Below are 19,715 nucleotides of genomic sequence, written 5' to 3'. Positions count from 1 at the left end.
CAGCGGAAAAAGGCACGTAATCGCCTCCCCTGGTGGAGTCTGGCACTCCTCACCCCTGTCTCCAACTATAATCAGGGGGAGGAGTTCATTAGTTCCTGAGAAAACTCAATAATTCCCGGTTAACCAGTTGCGGAACTTCCTGCTGCATCCAGTGTCCACAGTCGGCAACTAATTGTAGTCGAAAAGGTGCGGTAATTAACTTATCTAAACCCTCAACCAGTTTCTGGCTAAGAAATGAATCATCTTCTCCCCATAGTACCAATGTGGGTACATTGATTTGGGGCGGACGCATCCAACTGGAAAATAAACCGGCTGGTTGCAGAAGTTGACGATAGTAATTAATTGCCGATCGCAATACTCCCGGCTTCTCTAACGCCGCCTGATAAATTTCGGTTTCCTCCGCACTAAAAGCCCCCTTGCGGATAGCGTGTTCTCGCAGAAAACCACGGATAAACTCTTTCAAATTTTGCTGAATTAGCCATTCAGGAACCCCCGGAACTTGAAAAGCTAAGACCAACCAACTGCGACGAATTTGATCAAAATTACCCATAAGTTCCTGAACCAACCTATGGGGAGGCGGTGCGTTTAAAATAGCTAAACGGTTAACTGATTCTGGAAATTTTTGGGCTAAATTCCAGGCGATCGCACCCCCACAATCATGACCCACAATATGGGCTTTTGCATATCCCAAGCGCTGAATTAACCCTCGGATATCTTGGCTGAGGGTATCGAGATCATAACCACTTTCCGGTTTATCTGAGTCATTGTAACCCCGCAAATCAGGCACAACTACTTTAAAATAACGAGAAAGCGCCGGAATTTGGTAACGCCAAGCATACCAAAACTCAGGAAAACCATGTAACAAAACAACTAATTCACCTTGTCCTTGGGTCACAGAATGAAGGTGAATGTTATTAGTTTCAACATATAGGTGTTCCCACCCAGACTCCAAACCTGTCATATCCTGCCACAATAACTTACCCCAAACCACATCGATTCTTAGAGAACTAGCAGCAGCTTGGGATTGCCAAAGAGCTTGAACATCATGCTCTGGTAGGGGTCGATAATGAAGTCACCTCCATCACCTCCCATTCAAAACCGTGCCGGCGAGTTTCCCTGCACACGGCTCCTGATGTGGATACCCTTTTTTGTTATAGGAACAGAGTTACCACCCCCCGCTTTCGTACTTCAATGTTCTGAGCTTTATGCAGCGCGTAGTCTTTCAACTCGCTCTCGCCATTATACTCCTACTAATCGCAGTATCTATATCCACACCCTGCTGACCTGTGGGCATATCCCAACCATTACAGTTGGGCATTGGCTTATGGTCACATCCTTCACCCTCTAAGCATACGCTTAAATTTTTCACTACTACTACGAGTGCAACTCGCAATAGAGCATTAGAGGGGTTAAAACGTTCCGTCTCGACGGGCATTCCATCTTTAGATTTGTCCTCAGAACCGGGGTACTTTTAAAGGTCTATGTAGGTGATGACATAAATACCCTACTTTTCCCCTTGTTCTTTTGAACGCAGCGTTTCAACCTATTTCGCTACTCCGTATTAACGATGATTCAAGCCGGACATTCGGTTTCCCTAATCATGGATGGTTGGCAGTGGTCGAGTAGGAGGTAGGTTCCGACCTACGCCTTCCGTTCCCCGCTTCTATCCTGGAGTTATGATTTCCAAAACTGGGGGTGGCTATCGCCGTTACTCTCTACTCCCTGATTTCTCAGTTCGTTTATGACCTTGAGTTCCCTGCCTTGCTTAGTTACCTAAGCGTCGGGACATATAATCAGTTATGAGGATGCTCAGGAGAGGTCTCCTTATATCCAGATTCGGAGCTGGAATCCTCACCGGGTAGTTATTTCGGGCATTTCAGCCCTATTTCATACCCGAACGTCTCGCACCTGCATCAAGAACATAGTAATTTCCTTGATTTATGGCTGAATTTATTCAGCCTATTGCGTCTTGGGCTGACCGTCCGGGACGGAACCCATAGCTTGTGCCTTCAAATCTCGATTCCCATTCAGGTTCGAGCGCTGATTTAACCACGGCTTGCCTAGCTCTGTCTTGGATTGTGGGAATTCCTAGAGGGCGTTTTTCATCCCTCCCAGGTTTTGCAATCCACACCCGTGTAGGGTGCGTTACATTGAGAGACTTGGCAGAGAAACGAAAAACTTTCTGGTAACGCACCATGTAGGGTTTTGCTTTGAGGTTTCCCTTAATGCTCTCAGCTAGTTTTAACCTTTGTTTAGGCGATATTACTATCACTCCATCGACTCCGGCTGTCTTTTGGTCTTGACCCGCTTGGGGGGCGGGTTCATTAAGCTGACTGTTGGGAAGCATGGCTGACCGTGGAACCCGCCCCTACAGCCGCACTGCTAAGAGTCGAGCATAATATGACTTCACCAGTAGACGTTGCCACCTTCTAGCCTTTGCATCCTGCCCGGATTTAGCTGCTTGGTATATCCTCTTTTGGAGCTTGAAAACTTTCCGTTGGACCTTAGCCCATGGGATAGCCTTCCATACAAACGCACGTCTTGATTGGCTTTGATTTCTCAAAGCCTTTCTTTGAACTCGCTTTCGTCATAGTAACTCCCACTAGACTCTAACCTTGCAATCAAACCGTAACCTGTCAGCATATCCCAGCCATTACAACTGGGCGTTGGCTTTTGGTCACATCTCACATCCTCTAGGACTTGCGCTTACATTTGTCACTACTGATATCTCGACCAGATATTCAGAGTCCAGGAGGACTTAAAACGTTCCGTTTATATGGGCATTCCATCTTTAGACTTGTCCTTTCCACCGGGGTACTTTTAAAAGTCTGTGTAGGTGTTATGTAGAAAACCCTACTTTTCCCCTTACCCTTTTGGGCGCAGCGTATCAACCTATTTCGCTGCTTAGTAATAACGATGGTTCAAGTCGGAACATTCAGATTTCCTTAGTCATGGATGGTTGGCAGTGGTCGCTTTTGGTAGTAGGTTCTACTTCACGCCTTCCGTTCCCCGCTTCAGTCCCAGGGTTGTGATTCCTGAAATTGGGGGTGGCTATCGCCGTTACTCTTTCCCATAATCGCCCAAGTGGTTTTAATACTCCTCCTTGTGGTATACTTGGATTGGATATTCGATTTCTTTTATGGGATTGACCTTGAGTCCCTTGCCTAGCTTTCGCTTTGAGGACATATAAACAGTTATGGGATGGTCAGGGTACGAGTCCCTTTTATTCCACCAAGGGGTGAAAGTCTCACTAGGAGGTTATTTCAGCCATTGCAGCCTTATTTGACTCCTAAACGTCTCGCACCTATATATTTACATTAGCATTTTAAGACCCGGTTGGATTGGTAATTATCCCTTATCCCTGATGAATGCTTTGGGGTACAGCCGCCGGTCCGAGTATATCATGCTTGACCAGACTCGCGAGTTCCTCTAATTGAGCGATCGCCTCTGCGCCTTCCAACTTCATCAATTCGCGATCGTCGCGCATCTCCGTCCAGGTAATCCCATAATCCGACACCAAAAACCGGATCAGATGATTTTCACTCAGGCTGACCATAAATGAGGCGCTGTTCATTTGACCCCCACAAGTATAGCAGGAAGCCAGGTAGCCCCGTCGTTCCAGCACAATAGCTAGGGCTTGGAGATTCATCACCAAATCCTGAACGAATTTTCGATGTTGCTCCGCAAGTCTGATAAACATAGTTTTTCTCCTGTCACCACAATCTTTAGATTATCTTCAAAATTTAACATAATCTCAGGACTGGGTATCTCGATGTTGGTAAAGTATCACTTCTACTAACCTAATTCACCATGATCCGTTGAATATTTCAGTCCAACCAGAGCCTGAATCAACTGAAAACAACTTGAAAACAAAGCGATCGCGTTATTCCCAAATCCTTGATGGCATTAGGCTTAGAGATAGCCTTCTCAGATCTAGCATAGTGATTCGAGTTTTGCCATAGCTAAAACAAATCCTTATGATAAACATAACTAAATTTAACAAAACTCAATCTTTTTGAGCAGTCCTAGCCAGGGAACCTGTAAGGCTAATTTATCAATTAACCCTACAGGTTAAGATGATTAACTGATTCTAAGGGTGCAAATTACCCCAATTAGCTAATCAACCGTCCACCAGCCCAAAGCCGGACCAACCAACCGAATAGTTAGCCAAAAAATCACTAAAAAGCTAATCCCAAACCAAGCCCCCTTAGTAGTCCATTGCATAAACTGTTCACTTTGGGTTTTAGTAATCGGTACCCAAGGCAAGATAGTTAAACTAAGCCAAGATGTCGCCATCCTAACTCGTCTTCAAAACCGGACGTGAAAGTTTCCCTTCATCCGGCTCCTCAATGTTACAGCTCCTGTCATTAGCACCTCAGCTCTAATCACTGATAATTTCCACAATTGGCTGTACTCCCATAGCTTAAATTGCCATCCTCAGCAGAGGCTGCCTCTTTTCCTTTAACATACCTAAATATATGTATCTGGGAATGTTTGAATAAGGCTATTTCCTCATGTCCTCGTACAGCAAAAGCCCAATTTCTGTTATCAATACTCTGCCAGTATTTGTTAGCCACCCATTTTTCGCTCTGATGGGGATGACGGCGATTTGCCCATCTTCTCAGCTTTCCGAATAGCAGGTAATCCAATTTATTCAACACTTCTTTAGAGACTACTGTTGAGTAATAGTTACTCCATCGGAGAATGATTCGATTCAATCTCCTGATTAGTGCCGCTTGAGGGGCAGCTTGATGAGCATCAATTACCCTCACCAGTAGCTTATAGTGTTCTGTGACTGCATTTCGGGATGGCTTGATGATAGTCTTGAAACCCAGAGATTTTCCCTTTCTATCCTTTCCAGAGTGATATTTTCCGACTCGGTATTGTTGAATATGGAAACCGAGGAAGTCGAAACCCGCATCCTCCCCATCAAGAGTATGGGCTATCCTCGTTTGTTCTGGTTTTAATTCAAGACCCCATGGCTTTAACCACTCCCTGATTACCTGTTGGGAGTGATGGATTACAGCAGCATCTTGGTGAAGTATAACCAACTTATCCGCGTATCTAATTAAACATAGTTGATGGCGGTTAACTGGCTCTCTTCCAGATAGCTGATCAGCCATCTTTAGGATATCTTCTTCGATGCCGTGGAGGGCAATATGTGCCAGTAATGGCTGGATTAAGCCTCCTGGGGGAGTGCCTTCCTTGGTCGGAAATAGCTGTTTTCCATCCATTACACCGGATTTGAGCCATGCTCGTATTTGTCGGCGTAATTTAGGGAATGTTCCTAATTTATCCAACAGGCGATCGCCATTAATGCGATCGCTCAAGCATTTAGTGATCTGGGTATCTAACACCCATTTAGGCTCTGACTCCAGATGATTGGATATTGCTTTTATGGCATCATGGCATGAGCGTCCTGGTCTAAATCCATAACAGTTAGATTCAAATTTGGCTTCCCATTCCGGTTCTAATGCTAGTCTCACCAAACCTTGACCCGCGCGACAAAATATAGTCTGTTCTCCATTCCGACTTGGAGCATTTACGACCGTTTCTGTCGAGTCTACTCTGTGGGTAGGCTTGGGTTTAGCACCTAGCGTCAGTTGTCCGACAAGGTTGATTCGTGCTTGTGAGCATAGGGATTTTACCCCGTCCACACCCGCCGTATTTTTACCTTGATTATCTTGAGTTACCGATCTAACCGCTAATACCTTTGCTGACCAGGACTTTAATAACAACTTTTGGAGATAGCGAACTGCTTTGAAATCACCACGCTTTGAGGCTTTATAGATTCGTTTTTGCAGGCGGAATAAGCGACGTTCAACCTTTTTCCAGTTGATGTCACCCCATTCCAGTCTTTCCGTAGTCTTTACACTCGTTTCAGATTTCATTTCCTGTTACTGGCAACTCTATATTCCGTAACATCGTGGAACTGTCAGCCTATTCTAGGCATTACCCTAGACCTTCGCTTCTGTCCCAATCCTGACCACATACAGCTTGCGGCTGGCTACCTACTCAGTTATCGACCAATACCTGAGAGCATATACATGGGTTACTTCGTTCCGAATTACCTTTGGTTGTACCTTTAGGACGATGCTTTACGCCGGGTTTATAGGGGGTGTATGTTGGTCTGTGAACAATCAGCCAACCCCATTTATCCTTAGCCTTTTGGCTCCAGCGTGTCAGCCTTTTCGCTGGTTTAAGGTGACGACGTTTTGATCACATCTTCAGATTTCCTTATCCATGGGTACTTGCTCGACAGAGTGCCAGTTTAGGCTACCAGCAGAGCTGCCTTTTCATCCCGCTTCACCAAGTCGCGATAGTCCGATCGCCTCAGTGGGGATGATGCTGTCACGTCTACACCAGACGGGAGGGACTTTCACCCTCAAGGTAATTCAGTTGTCAGGGAACAGGTTTTTCTGTTTTTATCTGTCCCCGCTGGTAATCCCCCAAACCTATAACCAGTAGGCTTTAGGCTGGTTTCTACCAAACGAATCGCACTATTCCTCCTTACCGTACTTTTCCCCCATCATCTCTTTGCGACGTTTAGCTTCACCCATAATTTTGGCGCTTCCAACAAATGTACTAACTATCCCCCACCATTCCTAACAGTTTAGGGAGGGGAGATAGTTGTCTATTTTAGATCCAATTCTCAACCTTTGTCCCCTCAGACATCCCTGCTCCTCTGTCCATCGCAATAATCGGGTTATTGGTTGACCGATGATTTCCGTTGATAATCCGATCGCTCGACGTGGGGTTTCTGTTACTAAAGCGATCGCCTCAGCAGCAGAACAAATCCCCCACCTGACTAAATTTTCCGCTCCCCTCAACAGCGATAAAGTAGTTCCCGCCAAAGTTCCATCCTCCAGCCGAGCCACCCCCCCTGTCACCTCAATGCGCCGGTCATCCCACGGATAAACACCATCCGCCAATCCCAAAGGCGCTAAAGCATCACTAACCACAAAAATCTCACCCTTACTCCCCCGTAACAGTACCTCCAGCATGGTTGGACAAACATGATGTCCATCAGCGATCGCCCCACAAAATACCTCTGAGCGACATAAAGCCGCCCCCAATAGTCCTGGTTCCCGGTGATGTAGGGGAGGCATGGCATTAAAAGCATGAGTTACCATTGTCGCCCCCTGGTTAAATGCTTCATCAGCCACAGTTAAATTAGCCTGAGAGTGACCGAGACTGACGATAATGCCTAAACTCCTCAAATAGGGGATAACTGTCGCCGTGGGGTCTAATTCTGGCGCTAGAGTCATCACCTTAACCACCTTCCCATAATCCCCTAGAACCCGTTTGACATTATCTGTGGTTGGGGGTAATAGACAATTTTGAGGATGTGCGCCCCGTTTTTGCACATTCAGAAATGGTCCCTCAAGATGAACTCCTAAAATCTCCGCCGCCGAGTGCTTCCCGTCCTTCCCGTCTGGTTGAAATTCCCCTAGGGTAGCCAGCGATCGCCTAAATTTCTCTACGGTGGTTGTCACTATGGTAGGCAAAAATCCATCAACCCCCTGATGCCATAAATACTCACAAATACCTTGCAGTTGTTGATAATTCTCCCCCGTTAACTCCGGGAAAGCTAACCCTAACCCACCATTAATCTGTAAATCTATCCCCCCTAGGGAAATCCAATCTCCACCTACATCAACCACTGCGGCGGCGGGGTCTGGTTTCGTGGCGATCGCCTTAACTACACCATCACGAATTTGTAGGGTATGTAATCCAGGTTTACCTAGAATCTGACTGTTCATTAAATCTACTGACACATCATTAGGCGGGAGGCTTTCATTCATCATCTTACATAATCATTGATTGATAACTGGGTTAAACTAACTCTCGCTTGACCCAAATTTATCTCATTAAATAATCTGTTAATTCGGGATATCTAGTAAACTGGCGATCGACACTTGCTAATTGACCTTGATAAACTAACGCCGTTGCTATGATTATCCTATCAAAAGGGTCTTGATGAATCGCAGATAAATTCACCGCTTGACAAGCGACTTCCGCATTCAAAGGCATCAGACTAATACCTGTGGGCGTTAGGGCTTCATGTAGCCACTCATTTACTGGACAGGGTAACTCTAACCTTCCTTTTTTGTAAGCTACTGCGACTTCATAACAAGATACTGGGGAAATACCAACTTCGTCAGCAGCATAAATTTGGTCACACCAATGAGCCGGAAATCTTTCAAACTCTTGTGTAATCAGCCAAATCCATATATGGGTATCTAGGACAATCACTTTAGACATTCCCAGTCATCCTCATCTACAATTGGACTAATTATATCCCCAATGGTTTGGCCTTTTCCGGCAATTGAATCTGGCGGAAATCGCCGTTTCTTATTTCCCTCTCGATTAGATAGATCTGGCTCCGGTAATACAGTGATAATCACTCGCGCTTTGTTCAGGTCTGGCTGGTCTGATAACCATTTAAACTCACCGTTTTCGTAGATCGCTTCGTAACTTTTTAGCATGATTTACTGTTACCTCTCAATAATAGTGGATGATTCCGGGTCCATCTGCTGCTGGCTTGTAGTCCAACTAGACTGGCGCAATGTCAACCCTCGTATTTCGCCTCTCTCATGATTATAAACATTGTAGCTCAATTTGGGGGGACAATTCCTCAACAGACGTAGTTACTCCCAACTATCTCCACCCCTAATGCTATAATCCGGGTCTGTAGTTTCACTTAGTTATTAACAACTGCTATGGACTCAATCTCTCAGGACCCTAACTCCTCCCCTGCTCAAATTGGTATTATTATGGGCAGTGATTCTGACCTACCTACCATGTCAGCAGCGATCGCCGTATGTCAAGATTTTGGTATTAGTTGGGAAGTGGCGATCGTATCGGCACACCGTACCCCAGACCGGATGTTTGAGTATGCCAAAACTGCCCTAGGACGCGGATTAAAAGTTATTATAGCTGGTGCAGGCGGCGCGGCTCACTTACCCGGAATGGTTGCATCTCTCACCCCTTTACCTGTCATTGGGGTTCCCGTCCCCAGCCGTCACCTAATGGGACTAGATTCTCTCTATTCTATCGTTCAAATGCCAGCCGGTATTCCTGTGGCTACAGTGGCGATCGGAAACGCTAAAAATGCCGGTCTACTCGCTGTTCAGATTTTGGCTTCTCATCAACCTGAACTCATGGAAAAAGTCCAAGCCTATCGCCAAGATTTAACCGAATCTGTACTCGAAAAACAAACACTGCTTGCACAGTTTGGATATCAAGAATACCTTAAACAAATGTAGTGAGAAAAACTCCATTATTACACCAGTTTGTATATAACCATATTTGGCCCACAATCTATCAGTACCCCCCAGCAAATTGTCATAGATTTCTGTATCGCCTGATACAGAATCTTGATTAAGATAATGTTAACAAAGTAGATAAAAAGCGTAGCTTAAAGTTATAGCCCAAGACGTAAAAGAATCTGATTATCCCTCGAAACTGGTTGTAGTTTATCTGTACTTTTTATGGTTAAATGGTAAATCCACCTGTTAGAAAGTGAACTCAGTTGAGTACAGATGTGTTAGTTTTATCGGTTAACCCACACCTGTTCAAGTCCGCCTAATTACAACCTACCTATAAGTAAAGTAGGCAAAAAGATTAAGCATCTCTCTGACCAGACGGCTATCATTTGCCGCCTCATTCTTTCCACACTAAAGTAAATTGAACAACTGTAAGCAAATGTTGAAACACCAAAAGTCGAGAACCAAGAGTTATCGGCAATTGGCTGAGGTAGTTGGATCTGCGCCTCAGCCTACTCCGTCAATTTTGCAGCCCAAAAGACCCAGATGGCTTTCTCCTAGCCTACTAGGGTGCATTCCTCTCACGGCCCTGATTATTATATTTTGGAGTTTAGCAGCAGTCGCCCAAGACGACGCACAACCCATAACTCCCGAATATGTGCAGGGTGTTTTAAATACCATTTGGATTGTGATTGCCAGTATTTTGGTAATCTTTATGAACGCTGGTTTCGGGATGTTAGAAACCGGATTTTGTCGTCATAAAAATGCCGTTAACATTCTCTCCAAAAACCTAATCGTATTTGCGATCGCCACCCTAATTTACTGGTTCTTTGGATTCTCAGTCATGTTCGGAGGGGAAAACCCCTTTATTGGTGGTGGTGGCTTCTTCCTGACTGGAGAGCCCAGCGTTTACGGACTTGACCCATTCCCCGAAGGATTACCCAAAGAAGTTTTCTTTCTGTTCCAGGTCGCCTTCGCAGGTACCGCCGCCACTATTGTATCCGGCGCAGTAGCCGAACGGATCGAATTTGTCGCCTTCCTAATATTTAGCCTATTGCTGGTGGGAATATCCTACCCCATTACCGGACACTGGGTCTGGACTGATAACGGCTGGTTAGCAAGTATGGACTTCCATGATTTTGCCGGATCAACCGTAGTTCACTCCGTGGGAGGATGGGCCGCCCTCATGGGGGCAGCATTCCTCGGACCGCGCATGGGCAAATACGGTCCATCCGGTGAACCTAGGGCGATTCCTGGTCATAACATGAGTATTGCTACCCTGGGATGTTTAATTCTGTGGATCGGCTGGTTTGGATTTAACCCCGGTTCCGAATTGGCTGCTAATGAGAATGTTCCCTATATCGCCTTGACCACGAACTTAGCAGCCTCTGCAGGCGGTGTAACTGCTACCCTCACCTCCTGGATTAAGGATGGTAAACCAGACCTATCCATGATTATCAACGGCATTCTCGCCGGTTTAGTGGGAATTACCGCCGGTTGTGATGCTGTACCCTTGTGGGCTGCAGTTGTAATTGGTGCGATCGCCGGAGTTATCGTCGTCTACTCAGTCGCCTTCTTCGATCGCATTCAGATTGACGACCCGGTGGGTGCTACTTCCGTTCACTTAGTTTGTGGAATTTGGGGAACCCTAGCCGTCGGTATCTTTGGCGGCGCTAATCTCGGCGTTCAAATCCTCGGTGTCCTGTCCATCGGCGGATTTACAGTAGTCATGACGACTATTTTCTGGTTAGCCATCAGAGCGATGGTCGGTATCCGCGTCAATCCTGAACATGAATATGAAGGACTCGACATCGCCGAACATGGTATGGAAGCCTATAACGGATTCCTCAAAGAAGTAGGCCCAGCAAGTGTCGGAGGTATTGACCCCGGTATTCCTAGCCGCGAAGGTGGAATTGGCAGAAGCTATTAAACTCTAATCTCATCTGCCATCTTATCTGCTAAAAAATCGTCTCCTAACTGGCACATAGCCCCTACAGGAGGCGATTTTTTCTTTCCACACATTGCTAGACATTGCTAGGGCGATCGCCCCATATATCCAGAGTCTGATGATGAGACAATGCCAAACCTCCTCTTTTTCTAGGGAGGATGTAGCACAACAGCCGTTTTAAACTTCTACATCACAGAGTGGCCAATTGTAGAGGCGATTACTGTTGGTGTAAACCTGCGGCAGGTCGGCGAGTAGCGCGAACCCAGAATCTACCCTTCCCTAAAATCAAAGGTAGAGTGTCAACATAGAAGTAGACAACTTTAGGGCGTTTCTCAGATTCTCGTGTTGATTCCGTTAAAAACTATTCCAGCTTGGGTGATGTTATCCCTCATCGGTAACGGGATACTAACTCTGGTGATTGTCCTACTATTGCTAAGGGGACAATCATTATCCGACACTTCCCAAGCCCAAGCGCAACCCTCAGAAGAAAAACAAGTTGGTGCAGCAGTACAAACCCAACAGACCCATGAAGTTCAGCCTAACGGCACTAACTCCTCATTTCAGCCACCATATCGCTTGACCTACGAAGATTCGGTAGAACAGCTAAAAGAAAAAGCACTTCTCGCGGCTCAGAATCGCCCCGCGCGCCTAACCATTTTAGCCGGAGATTCATTAAGTTTATGGTTTCCCCCTGAACTATTACCCCCAGGGAGAACCTGGTTAAATCAAGGTATATCCGGGGAAACCTCGGCGGGATTACTACGACGACTCAAGGTGTTTGACCTGACCCAACCAGAAACTGTATTTATCATGATCGGTATCAATGACCTGTTACGGGGAATTGACGATCAAACGGTTTTAGCCAACTGGCGGGAAATTATTAGAGATGTGCAATGGGTTCATCCCAGCGCTCAAGTGGTCGTTCAGTCGATTTTACCCCACAGCGATCAAAATGCTAGTTGGGAAGGACGCGATCGCCTACTTAAAATTCCTAATCGTCGTATACGCCGACTTAATAGAGAATTAGAAGCGATCGCGATCGCCAATGGTGCTTATTTCCTAGACCTACATCCTCTATTCACCGACGAAAAAGGAAACCTGCGCCCGGAACTCAGCACCGATGGTCTACATCTCAATGATCGTGGCTATTTAGTCTGGAGTACCGGATTACAATTTTTTAGCCACAAAACACTAGGTTCCCCCTAAAGCGCTAAACTAAACCTCGGAGCATAAACTTCTTACCTACAGACCTACAGATGCGATCGCACAGTCCGCAGTTCTAACACTCAACAGTTGAACAGATTTTGAAGATGAAGATCTCACTAACACAAACCATTACCACCCTAGCAGCAGCTACCTTCTCCATTATCACTGGATTTTCTGGTGCCAATGCAGTCCAATTTGGTCAACAGGAAGTTGATCAGGAGCGATTCGTAGCTATGGCTGTTCCCCGCGCCTTTGGTTACTCCCTAGTAGTCGTTGAACAAATTTCTGATTCCCGACCCTGTTGGAGTGAAAATGGCAGCCGTCCCGTTCAAGTTGAACCCCTACTTCTCAACTTCGACTTTAGCGGAATTTGTGGACGCGCCACCGACAGTAACGGCTATTCGGTTCGCATGGGAGGACAAGACCTCGCCCTCAGCCATAGTCTCACCGTCCAAGCTACTCCAGGAGAGATTTTACTGGTCGCTAACTCTCGCGCTGATGTCTACGCACCACCCATTATCATCGGTCGCAGCTTTGGTCGGTCTAGTGGCTTTACCAAAATCTTTTTAGAACCGGGTTGGCGCTTCACTAAACGAACCTACAACGATCGCACCCTCGGTCATATTTATTTTACCCACGACCACCTACCTCGCTGAAATCCACAATATTCTTCGCCCTGACTCAATATCCACCCGCCATGGGGCGATCGCCTGAAGATCTCACTAACCCCTATCAAATCAGATATGATCCCCTAAATCATAGAGATAATTGCTGATATACTCGCCGATTACCGGATTTCATCAACGTTAAAATTTATGTCTCAGGGGAGAAGCGATCGCCCATATAATTCCGTTATGCTATATCCTAGAGTACATGAGGAATAAAACATAATTCCTATCTGTCCATTCAGGAGGACAAAAAGATGAAGACTTTATCAACAGTCATGATTCTAGGGGCAGCCACAACCATAGTATCCCTAGGCTTCGCCTCTCCAATTCGAGCTGAAAATCCAGCAGACCTGAGACAACTACTAGAAACCAGATTTTGTCAAGGTTGCGATCTTAGAGGGGCTGATCTATCAGGAGCCCATCTTATTGGGGTAGACCTCCGAAATGCTAACCTGGAAAATGCTAACTTAGCTAATGCTAACCTCGAAGGTGCAGACCTTAAAGGTGCAAATCTAACTGGCGCTAATTTGAGCGGTGCATTTCTAAATCAAGCCGAATTGAATGACGCAGTTCTTGATTTAGCTGACCTCAGTGGTGCTAACCTGATTAAGGCTCGACTAACAGGAGCAACTTTCGCTGGGGCGAATTTACAACAAACCCAAATGTTGCCACCTATCATCGGAATTACCCCCCCAGTTGCTACCGGTTCCCTCGATGACCTGGACGGCGATGACTTGAGTATTGGTCGCGACCCCTCTCGGTTGGCTATGCCTATGGGTGGCACGGATTTGGATCAGGACTTTCAGTATACTCAAGAATACCTCGAATCATTATTCGAGCCGATTCAGATTGATCGCCATTCCCTTCCCCCCCTTGAAGGTTTCGCACCTGGCGACAATAACCCAGTTAACCTTAAAATACCCCAAATTCGGTTCTAGTTAATTCTGCTCATCAGGCGATCGCTTAATCACTTAATCAATCACTAGCGGAATTGTGTTAAGTTTTGTAACAAAATGTTAATAAATGTTGCGAAAAATTTTTTTCTGGGGGGGTTGCTTGCTTTTTGGCTGGGCTTGTGATACCATTTTAGATAATGGAAATGTTGGCAATTTTTTTATGGTGAGTAATATTTCCATTATGAAAGAGTATGTCAATACTATGCCATGAGTTCCGGTAGATGTCAACCCCCACAGTAATCTGGCCGAACATTTTTTTTAAAATTGAATAAAAAATCAACTTTTTGGGGATTGTATTGATTTGTATCAACAGGCCAAAACGATAGCGATCGGTGGGATAATAAACAGTCAATTTGGCTGTATAAAAGAAAACAACTGTTATCTCATGTCATCAGAAAACCATAGATTAAACCTTGTCCAACGTCCCCGTCGTCTACGTCGTACCGATGCGCTGCGGCGGATGGTGCAAGAAACACAACTAACAGTTAACGACCTGATATATCCCCTATTCGTGATGGAAGGGGAAAATCAGAAAGTGGAAGTCCCCTCAATGCCGGAAAGCTACCGCTACACCCTAGACCTATTACTGAAAGAAGTAGCAGAAGCATCGGAATTAGGGATTCGGGCTATTGCGTTATTTCCCCTAGTAGCGGAAGAAAAAAAAGACAACGCGGGTACGGAAAGCTATAATCCGGAAGGACTGGTACAGCGGACAGTCAGAGCCATCAAACAAGCTGTTCCCGACATCATGATTATCACGGATGTAGCCCTAGACCCGTTTTCCAGCAAAGGTCATGATGGTATCGTCAGCGATAGCGGTGAAATCCTCAACGATGAAACGGTGGAAGTTCTAGTTAAACAATCGATATCCCACGCGGAAGCGGGAGCGGATATAGTAGCACCCTCGGACATGATGGATGGACGGATCGGCGCAATTCGTGAAGGACTCGATGCAGCAGGTTATACAAACGTTGGTATCCTGGCTTACTCGGCTAAATACGCTTCGGCTTACTATGGCCCCTTCCGGGATGCGTTAGACTCGGCTCCGAAATTTGGCGATAAGAAAACCTATCAAATGGATCCGGCTAATAGCCGCGAAGCGATCAAAGAAGTTATGTTAGATGTGCAAGAGGGAGCGGATATGGTGATGGTGAAACCAGCGCTGGCCTATCTTGATATTATTTCGCAGGTTCGACAAGCTACAAATGTACCTGTGGCGGCCTATAATGTTAGTGGTGAGTATGCGATGATTCGCGCAGCCGGACGTATGGGCTGGATTGATGAGAAAAAGGTGATGCTAGAAACGCTCACCAGCATGAAACGAGCCGGGGCGGATCTGATTCTTACCTATTTCGCTAAGGAAGTTGCTCTAATCCTTCGCTAGACTTTTGGGGGGGTCTCTGGTTTGACTGGTGAACCCTCCCCTCGATCGCGATCGCCATCAAGTCTACATCAACGAATAGGAAAATTTGCGTTAAAATACAAAATCGGCTTATTGACTTGTTGTATATTTATGCTCGTAGAATATCATGGCTTCACCTGTGACTCAACGGCCCCCTGCACTAGATCGCATTGTTCAACGCTTTAAACGCGCCTCCTCTAATAAGCTGCGTTACGAGCAACTACTGACTTTAGCTCAAAAATTGCCGGAATTTCCAGAGGAGCAAAAATTGCCAGAAAACAAGGTTCCTGGTTGTGTTTCTCAGGTTTATGTGACGGCGAGTTTAGACTCGAATGGCTGTATTCAATTTCAGGGTGATTCTGACTCTCAATTAACTAAAGGATTATTGGCTATGTTAATTAAGGGAATGAATGGGTTAACTATTGAACAAATTAGCCAATTAAAACCCGATTTTATTGAAGAAACTGGGCTACAGGCTAGTTTGACTCCCTCCCGTGCGAATGGGTTTTATAACATTTTTAAAACCCTACAAAAACAGGCTAGTGCTTGCGGGGAGTGAAGGGAGCATATTACAGGGATTTTGTCAAGTATATTAGGTCACAAAAGCCGTGAAAACTACGAGGGAAAAACTAACCATAAACCGGGAAGTTCCTGTAATTGTAATTACCGGATTTTTGGGAAGTGGAAAAACTACCCTAGTTAATTATATTCTGAGTCACCGTAATGGTCGGAAAGTGGCGGTTTTTGTGAATGAATTTGGGGAGATTAGTATTGACGGTCAACTGCTGATCAACGTAGAAGATGATATGGTGCAGTTAAATAATGGTTGTATATGCTGTACCCTGAATGACCGCCTAGCAGATACAATTGTGGAGGTTTTACAACGAAATACGTCCATAGATTATCTACTGATTGAAACGACAGGAATAGCGGACCCGTTACCGATTATTATGACTTTTGCGGGGACGGAATTGCGAAAGTTGACTCGACTTGATGCTATTTTTACGCTGGTAGATGCTGATACGTTTTCGCCAGACCTATTGGCTAACAGTGAAGCTGCGCTTAACCAAATTGCTTGGGGTGATCTGATTTTGCTCAATAAAATCGATTTGGTATCCCCAGAAAAATACGATCGCATCCAAAAACAGATCCGCCAGCTTAAACCCGATGCTCGTATAATGACGAGCGAATACGGTGAGGTTCCCTTAGCGAGTATTTGGGGAATAGAATATTCCCACCCAGACTTTGGGGAGCAACCAGACCATGATCACCATTCGGAACATCTAGCTAATGATGGATTTGTGGCTGTATCCTTTAGCAGCGATCGCCCTCTGAGTGTGGAAAAATTCCAGACCTTCTTAAGCGATCGCCTACCAACGAATGTATTTCGCGCCAAAGGATTGATTTGGTATCAAGGTAACAACTCCTCTCACCTATTCCAACTCAGCGGAAAACGCTATCAGCTTACGCCTAATTATCCTCGCGGCGAACCCCCAAATCAATTAGTATTTATCGGTCGAGACCTGAACCGCGAAACCCTCACCCAAGACCTACAACAATGTTTACACGAAATCCCTAACCATGAACCAAGACCAATTATGGATCGATAGCCTAAAATTTAATCCACAAGGTTTAATTCCAGCGATCGCCCAAGACCATAAAGACGGTACAGTATTAATGATGGCTTGGATGAATCGCCAATCGTTGCAACAAACCCTAACAACGGGTGAAGTTCACTATTGGAGTCGATCGCGATCGCAACTGTGGCACAAAGGAGCCACATCAGGACACATTCAAAAGCTCAAAGCCCTATACTACGATTGTGATGCTGATGTCCTCCTGCTCAAAATCGAGCAAATTGGGGACGTAGCCTGTCACACGGGGGCTAGATCCTGTTTCTTTAACGCCGTCCCTATCAAATCAGCCATCCTTAGCTAAACCCTAGCCAGCCTAAGCATTTACACTATTAAGACTCAACATGGTTCTAAAAATCTATAACACCCAAACCCGCCAAAAAGAAACCTTTACCACCCTAGAACCCGGAAAAGTCAAAATGTACTGCTGCGGGGTTACAGTTTATGACTATTGCCATTTGGGTCATGCACGATCCTACACGACCTGGGACGTGGTACGCCGCTATCTGGAATGGTCAGGATATGAAGTTAACTACGTCCAGAATTTTACCGACATTGACGACAAAATCCTTAACCGCGCTAAAGAACAAGAAAGCACTATGGAGGCGGTATCCCAACGCTTTATAGACGCTTACTTTGAAGACCTGCGGCGGCTAAATGTACGGGATGCTAAGGCTTATCCTAGGGTGACAGATCATATCAAGGAAATTCACCAACTTATTGAGCAACTCACGGCTACAGGACACGCTTATGCTGTCGATGGAGACGTTTATTACAATGTCGGTCACTTTCCCGATTATGGTAAACTCTCCCGGCGACAACTCGAAGACCTACAAATGGGGGCTAGTGGTCGCGTAGCTGTGGCTGACCCGGAAACTCTCAAGAAAAAAAATCCGGCGGATTTTGCTCTCTGGAAAGCTGCTAAACCGGGAGAACCCGCCTGGGATTCTCCTTGGGGTCCCGGTCGTCCGGGGTGGCACATTGAATGTTCGGCTATGGTCCGACAACTACTGGGAGAAACTATTGATATTCACGGCGGCGGGGGTGATTTGGTGTTTCCTCACCATGAAAATGAAATCGCTCAGTCTGAGGCGGCGACTGGTAAAACTCTGGCTCGATATTGGATGCACAATGGTATGGTGACGGTCGGTGGGGAAAAAATGTCTAAGTCTTTGGGCAATTTTACGACGATTCGTGAATTGCTCGATCGCCCTGTAGACCCTATGGTGGTGCGCTTATTTATTCTACAGGGTCACTATCGTAAACCTCTCGATTTTACTGATGAGGCGATCGCCTCAGCTAAAAATGGCTGGGAAACCTTGAAAGATGGGTTATTATTTGCGGAACAATACGGCGCGCGCTTGGGGTGGTCTGCTGATTCATCTCCCAGTAAATACGACACGACAGAAGATGCACTCCAACGCTTCCGAGTGGCTATGGATGATGATTTTAATACTCCTGGGGGTTTGGCTGTGTTGTTTGAATTGGCTAAAGAGTTGCGCCGCCAAGGGAATTTATTGGCTCATGAAGGTAAGACTGATACCCCGAGCGATCGCATTTATGCGACCTGGAAAACTTTGGTGGAGTTAGCGGGAGTTTTCGGGTTGGAAGCTGTAACACAAGCACAACCACCAGCGGCGACTCAGGGAATTAGCGACGCTGAAATTGAGGATTTGGTTAAACAACGACAGTCGGCTAGAAAGGCTAAAAACTATGCGGAAGGCGATCGCATTCGTGACCAACTACAGGCTAATGGTGTGACGCTAATTGACCGTCCCGGCGGCGAAACCCTTTGGCGACGTTGAAAACACAGGGGAGCTGATTCTCCCCTCTGGTAAGTTAGGCTATTCAAACTTGGCGAATGGTGCGATCGTATTAATTATGGCCCTTATAAGAGTTGGCGATCGCTTTGAGATGCTGACAGCGGACTAATTCCATAAAACTCAATCCCCGGCGACCCTCAATTGTAGCCACAACTTCGATCGCCTCTGCTAAAGCGGCTGCTGCGATCGCTTCCTCATAACCCCGTCGCGCGGCTACCCTAATGGCGATATCATCAGCTTCTAACTCCATCTCAGAGCGTTGATTAGCCTGCCATACCCGACGCACACCTATAGCAGCTAATCCTCCAGCCAGGAGAACACCAACAGCATCCTGCTGCATAAATTGTACCCCAACTCCGACTATTCCCGCCACCACAATGCCTTGATTCCAGTCAGGTTTAAACCATTGCACATTAGTAACCCAACTAACAGTCCGCAACAACAATAAATCTCGCTGAGGTCTTGATAGCTGTTTCCACAAGTCAAAATTAATCAAAATGGGTCTAGTAGTTTTCCACGGAAGGGGAAATTCACATTGAATTACAGTAGACTGTCGAGGATTAGCAATTAGTCTAGCCATCATGCGACCGGAGGCTGGCATTAAATCTAATAGATGACGGATTTCTGTATCAGGATTCATAGTTAACAATTAATAATTAATAATTGATTATTATCACCCCCGTAGGGTGCGTTATATGGATAACCTATCGGGTCAACGGCCAATTGGGTTCATCTGACGCACCACGACACCACCCCCATATCGTGGTCCAGAAACCCGGTTTCTTTGAGAAACCGGGTTTCTCAGGGGA

The 19,715-nt window shown here is 45.9% G+C and carries 20 protein-coding genes and 1 pseudogene; 10 read left to right on the top strand and 11 right to left on the bottom strand.

All coding sequences use genetic code 11. The annotated features are described in order from the left end of the window. Nucleotides 1-88 precede the first annotated feature (88 nt). The 10 genes and pseudogenes from P5683_RS09755 to P5683_RS09715 form a co-directional block, all read right to left on the bottom strand. Nucleotides 89-961 (bottom strand): alpha/beta fold hydrolase, encoded by an 873-nt coding sequence (locus tag P5683_RS09755; protein WP_006670314.1) that lies wholly within the window; start codon nt 959-961, stop codon nt 89-91. 996 nt (nt 962-1,957) lie between these two features. Further along, nucleotides 1,958-2,347, bottom strand: a pseudogene (locus P5683_RS09750) (reverse transcriptase domain-containing protein); the annotation flags it as partial. Nucleotides 2,348-2,368: 21 nt separating this feature from the next. After that, nucleotides 2,369-2,563: a reverse transcriptase N-terminal domain-containing protein gene (locus tag P5683_RS09745; RefSeq protein WP_014275103.1), complete on the bottom strand. Its 195-nt coding sequence runs from the start codon at nt 2,561-2,563 to the stop codon at nt 2,369-2,371. A 792-nt stretch (nt 2,564-3,355) separates the two neighbouring features. Continuing rightward, nucleotides 3,356-3,700 carry a DUF1815 family protein gene (locus P5683_RS09740; protein ID WP_006618255.1) on the bottom strand — a complete coding sequence of 115 codons (345 nt, stop codon included), beginning with the start codon at nt 3,698-3,700 and terminating at the stop codon, nt 3,356-3,358. Between the two features lie 416 nt (nt 3,701-4,116). Further along, nucleotides 4,117-4,296: a DUF2839 domain-containing protein gene (locus P5683_RS09735; protein ID WP_006670312.1), complete on the bottom strand. Its 180-nt coding sequence runs from the start codon at nt 4,294-4,296 to the stop codon at nt 4,117-4,119. Nucleotides 4,297-4,385: 89 nt separating this feature from the next. Then, nucleotides 4,386-5,891 carry a reverse transcriptase N-terminal domain-containing protein gene (locus tag P5683_RS09730; protein ID WP_008049133.1) on the bottom strand — a complete coding sequence of 502 codons (1,506 nt, stop codon included), beginning with the start codon at nt 5,889-5,891 and terminating at the stop codon, nt 4,386-4,388. A 609-nt stretch (nt 5,892-6,500) separates the two neighbouring features. Then, nucleotides 6,501-6,560, bottom strand: coding sequence for a DUF2839 family protein (locus tag P5683_RS26430; RefSeq protein ID WP_368664009.1), 60 nt, complete (start codon nt 6,558-6,560; stop codon nt 6,501-6,503). Between the two features lie 45 nt (nt 6,561-6,605). Then, nucleotides 6,606-7,808: an N-acetylglucosamine-6-phosphate deacetylase gene (gene nagA, locus P5683_RS09725; protein WP_315639781.1), complete on the bottom strand. Its 1,203-nt coding sequence runs from the start codon at nt 7,806-7,808 to the stop codon at nt 6,606-6,608. Between the two features lie 55 nt (nt 7,809-7,863). After that, entirely contained in the window at nt 7,864-8,265 is a 402-nt protein-coding gene (locus P5683_RS09720) for a type II toxin-antitoxin system VapC family toxin (RefSeq protein ID WP_315639779.1), read from the bottom strand. Then, nucleotides 8,253-8,489: a hypothetical protein gene (locus P5683_RS09715; RefSeq protein ID WP_006621027.1), complete on the bottom strand. Its 237-nt coding sequence runs from the start codon at nt 8,487-8,489 to the stop codon at nt 8,253-8,255. The genes P5683_RS09720 and P5683_RS09715 overlap by 13 nt, the downstream gene beginning before the upstream one ends. Before the next feature lie 234 nt (nt 8,490-8,723). Between P5683_RS09715 and purE the strand changes: the two genes are divergently transcribed. From purE to cysS, 10 genes are all read left to right on the top strand, one after another. Beyond that, nucleotides 8,724-9,269 (top strand): 5-(carboxyamino)imidazole ribonucleotide mutase, encoded by a 546-nt coding sequence (gene purE / locus P5683_RS09710; protein WP_315639777.1) that lies wholly within the window; start codon nt 8,724-8,726, stop codon nt 9,267-9,269. Between the two features lie 439 nt (nt 9,270-9,708). Then, a complete protein-coding gene (locus P5683_RS09705; protein WP_315639775.1) occupies nt 9,709-11,199 on the top strand; it encodes an ammonium transporter in 1,491 nt (496 codons plus the stop codon). Nucleotides 11,200-11,559: 360 nt separating this feature from the next. After that, nucleotides 11,560-12,423 (top strand): SGNH/GDSL hydrolase family protein, encoded by an 864-nt coding sequence (locus P5683_RS09700; protein ID WP_006621024.1) that lies wholly within the window; start codon nt 11,560-11,562, stop codon nt 12,421-12,423. Between the two features lie 104 nt (nt 12,424-12,527). Beyond that, nucleotides 12,528-13,079 carry a DUF3747 domain-containing protein gene (locus P5683_RS09695; RefSeq protein WP_006621023.1) on the top strand — a complete coding sequence of 184 codons (552 nt, stop codon included), beginning with the start codon at nt 12,528-12,530 and terminating at the stop codon, nt 13,077-13,079. A 266-nt stretch (nt 13,080-13,345) separates the two neighbouring features. Further along, nucleotides 13,346-14,029: a pentapeptide repeat-containing protein gene (locus P5683_RS09690; RefSeq protein ID WP_006621022.1), complete on the top strand. Its 684-nt coding sequence runs from the start codon at nt 13,346-13,348 to the stop codon at nt 14,027-14,029. A 403-nt stretch (nt 14,030-14,432) separates the two neighbouring features. After that, nucleotides 14,433-15,431: a porphobilinogen synthase gene (gene hemB / locus P5683_RS09685; RefSeq protein ID WP_006621019.1), complete on the top strand. Its 999-nt coding sequence runs from the start codon at nt 14,433-14,435 to the stop codon at nt 15,429-15,431. A gap of 145 nt (nt 15,432-15,576) precedes the next feature. Continuing rightward, nucleotides 15,577-16,008, top strand: coding sequence for a SufE family protein (locus tag P5683_RS09680; protein ID WP_006621018.1), 432 nt, complete (start codon nt 15,577-15,579; stop codon nt 16,006-16,008). Nucleotides 16,009-16,057: 49 nt separating this feature from the next. Further along, entirely contained in the window at nt 16,058-17,059 is a 1,002-nt protein-coding gene (locus tag P5683_RS09675; protein WP_008049141.1) for a GTP-binding protein, read from the top strand. Next, complete coding sequence (gene hisI / locus P5683_RS09670; RefSeq protein WP_006621016.1) at nt 17,031-17,387, top strand: phosphoribosyl-AMP cyclohydrolase; 357 nt, start codon at nt 17,031-17,033, stop codon at nt 17,385-17,387. Before P5683_RS09675 ends, hisI begins: the two co-directional genes overlap by 29 nt. 40 nt (nt 17,388-17,427) lie before the next feature. After that, the gene (cysS, locus tag P5683_RS09665; RefSeq protein ID WP_006670306.1) at nt 17,428-18,888 is read left to right on the top strand and encodes a cysteine--tRNA ligase; all 1,461 of its coding nucleotides are present in this window, start codon (nt 17,428-17,430) and stop codon (nt 18,886-18,888) included. A gap of 70 nt (nt 18,889-18,958) precedes the next feature. On the opposite strand, the gene P5683_RS09660 is transcribed toward cysS, so the two are convergent. Next, nucleotides 18,959-19,546: a DUF3318 domain-containing protein gene (locus tag P5683_RS09660; RefSeq protein ID WP_006621014.1), complete on the bottom strand. Its 588-nt coding sequence runs from the start codon at nt 19,544-19,546 to the stop codon at nt 18,959-18,961. Nucleotides 19,547-19,715: the final 169 nt, after the last annotated feature.

Source organism: Limnospira sp. PMC 1279.21 (genome assembly GCF_032349615.1).
Lineage (GTDB): Bacteria > Cyanobacteriota > Cyanobacteriia > Cyanobacteriales > Microcoleaceae > Limnospira > Limnospira fusiformis.
Note: the sequence above shows the minus strand (reverse complement) of the source record. Positions and strands in the feature narration are given on the sequence as shown.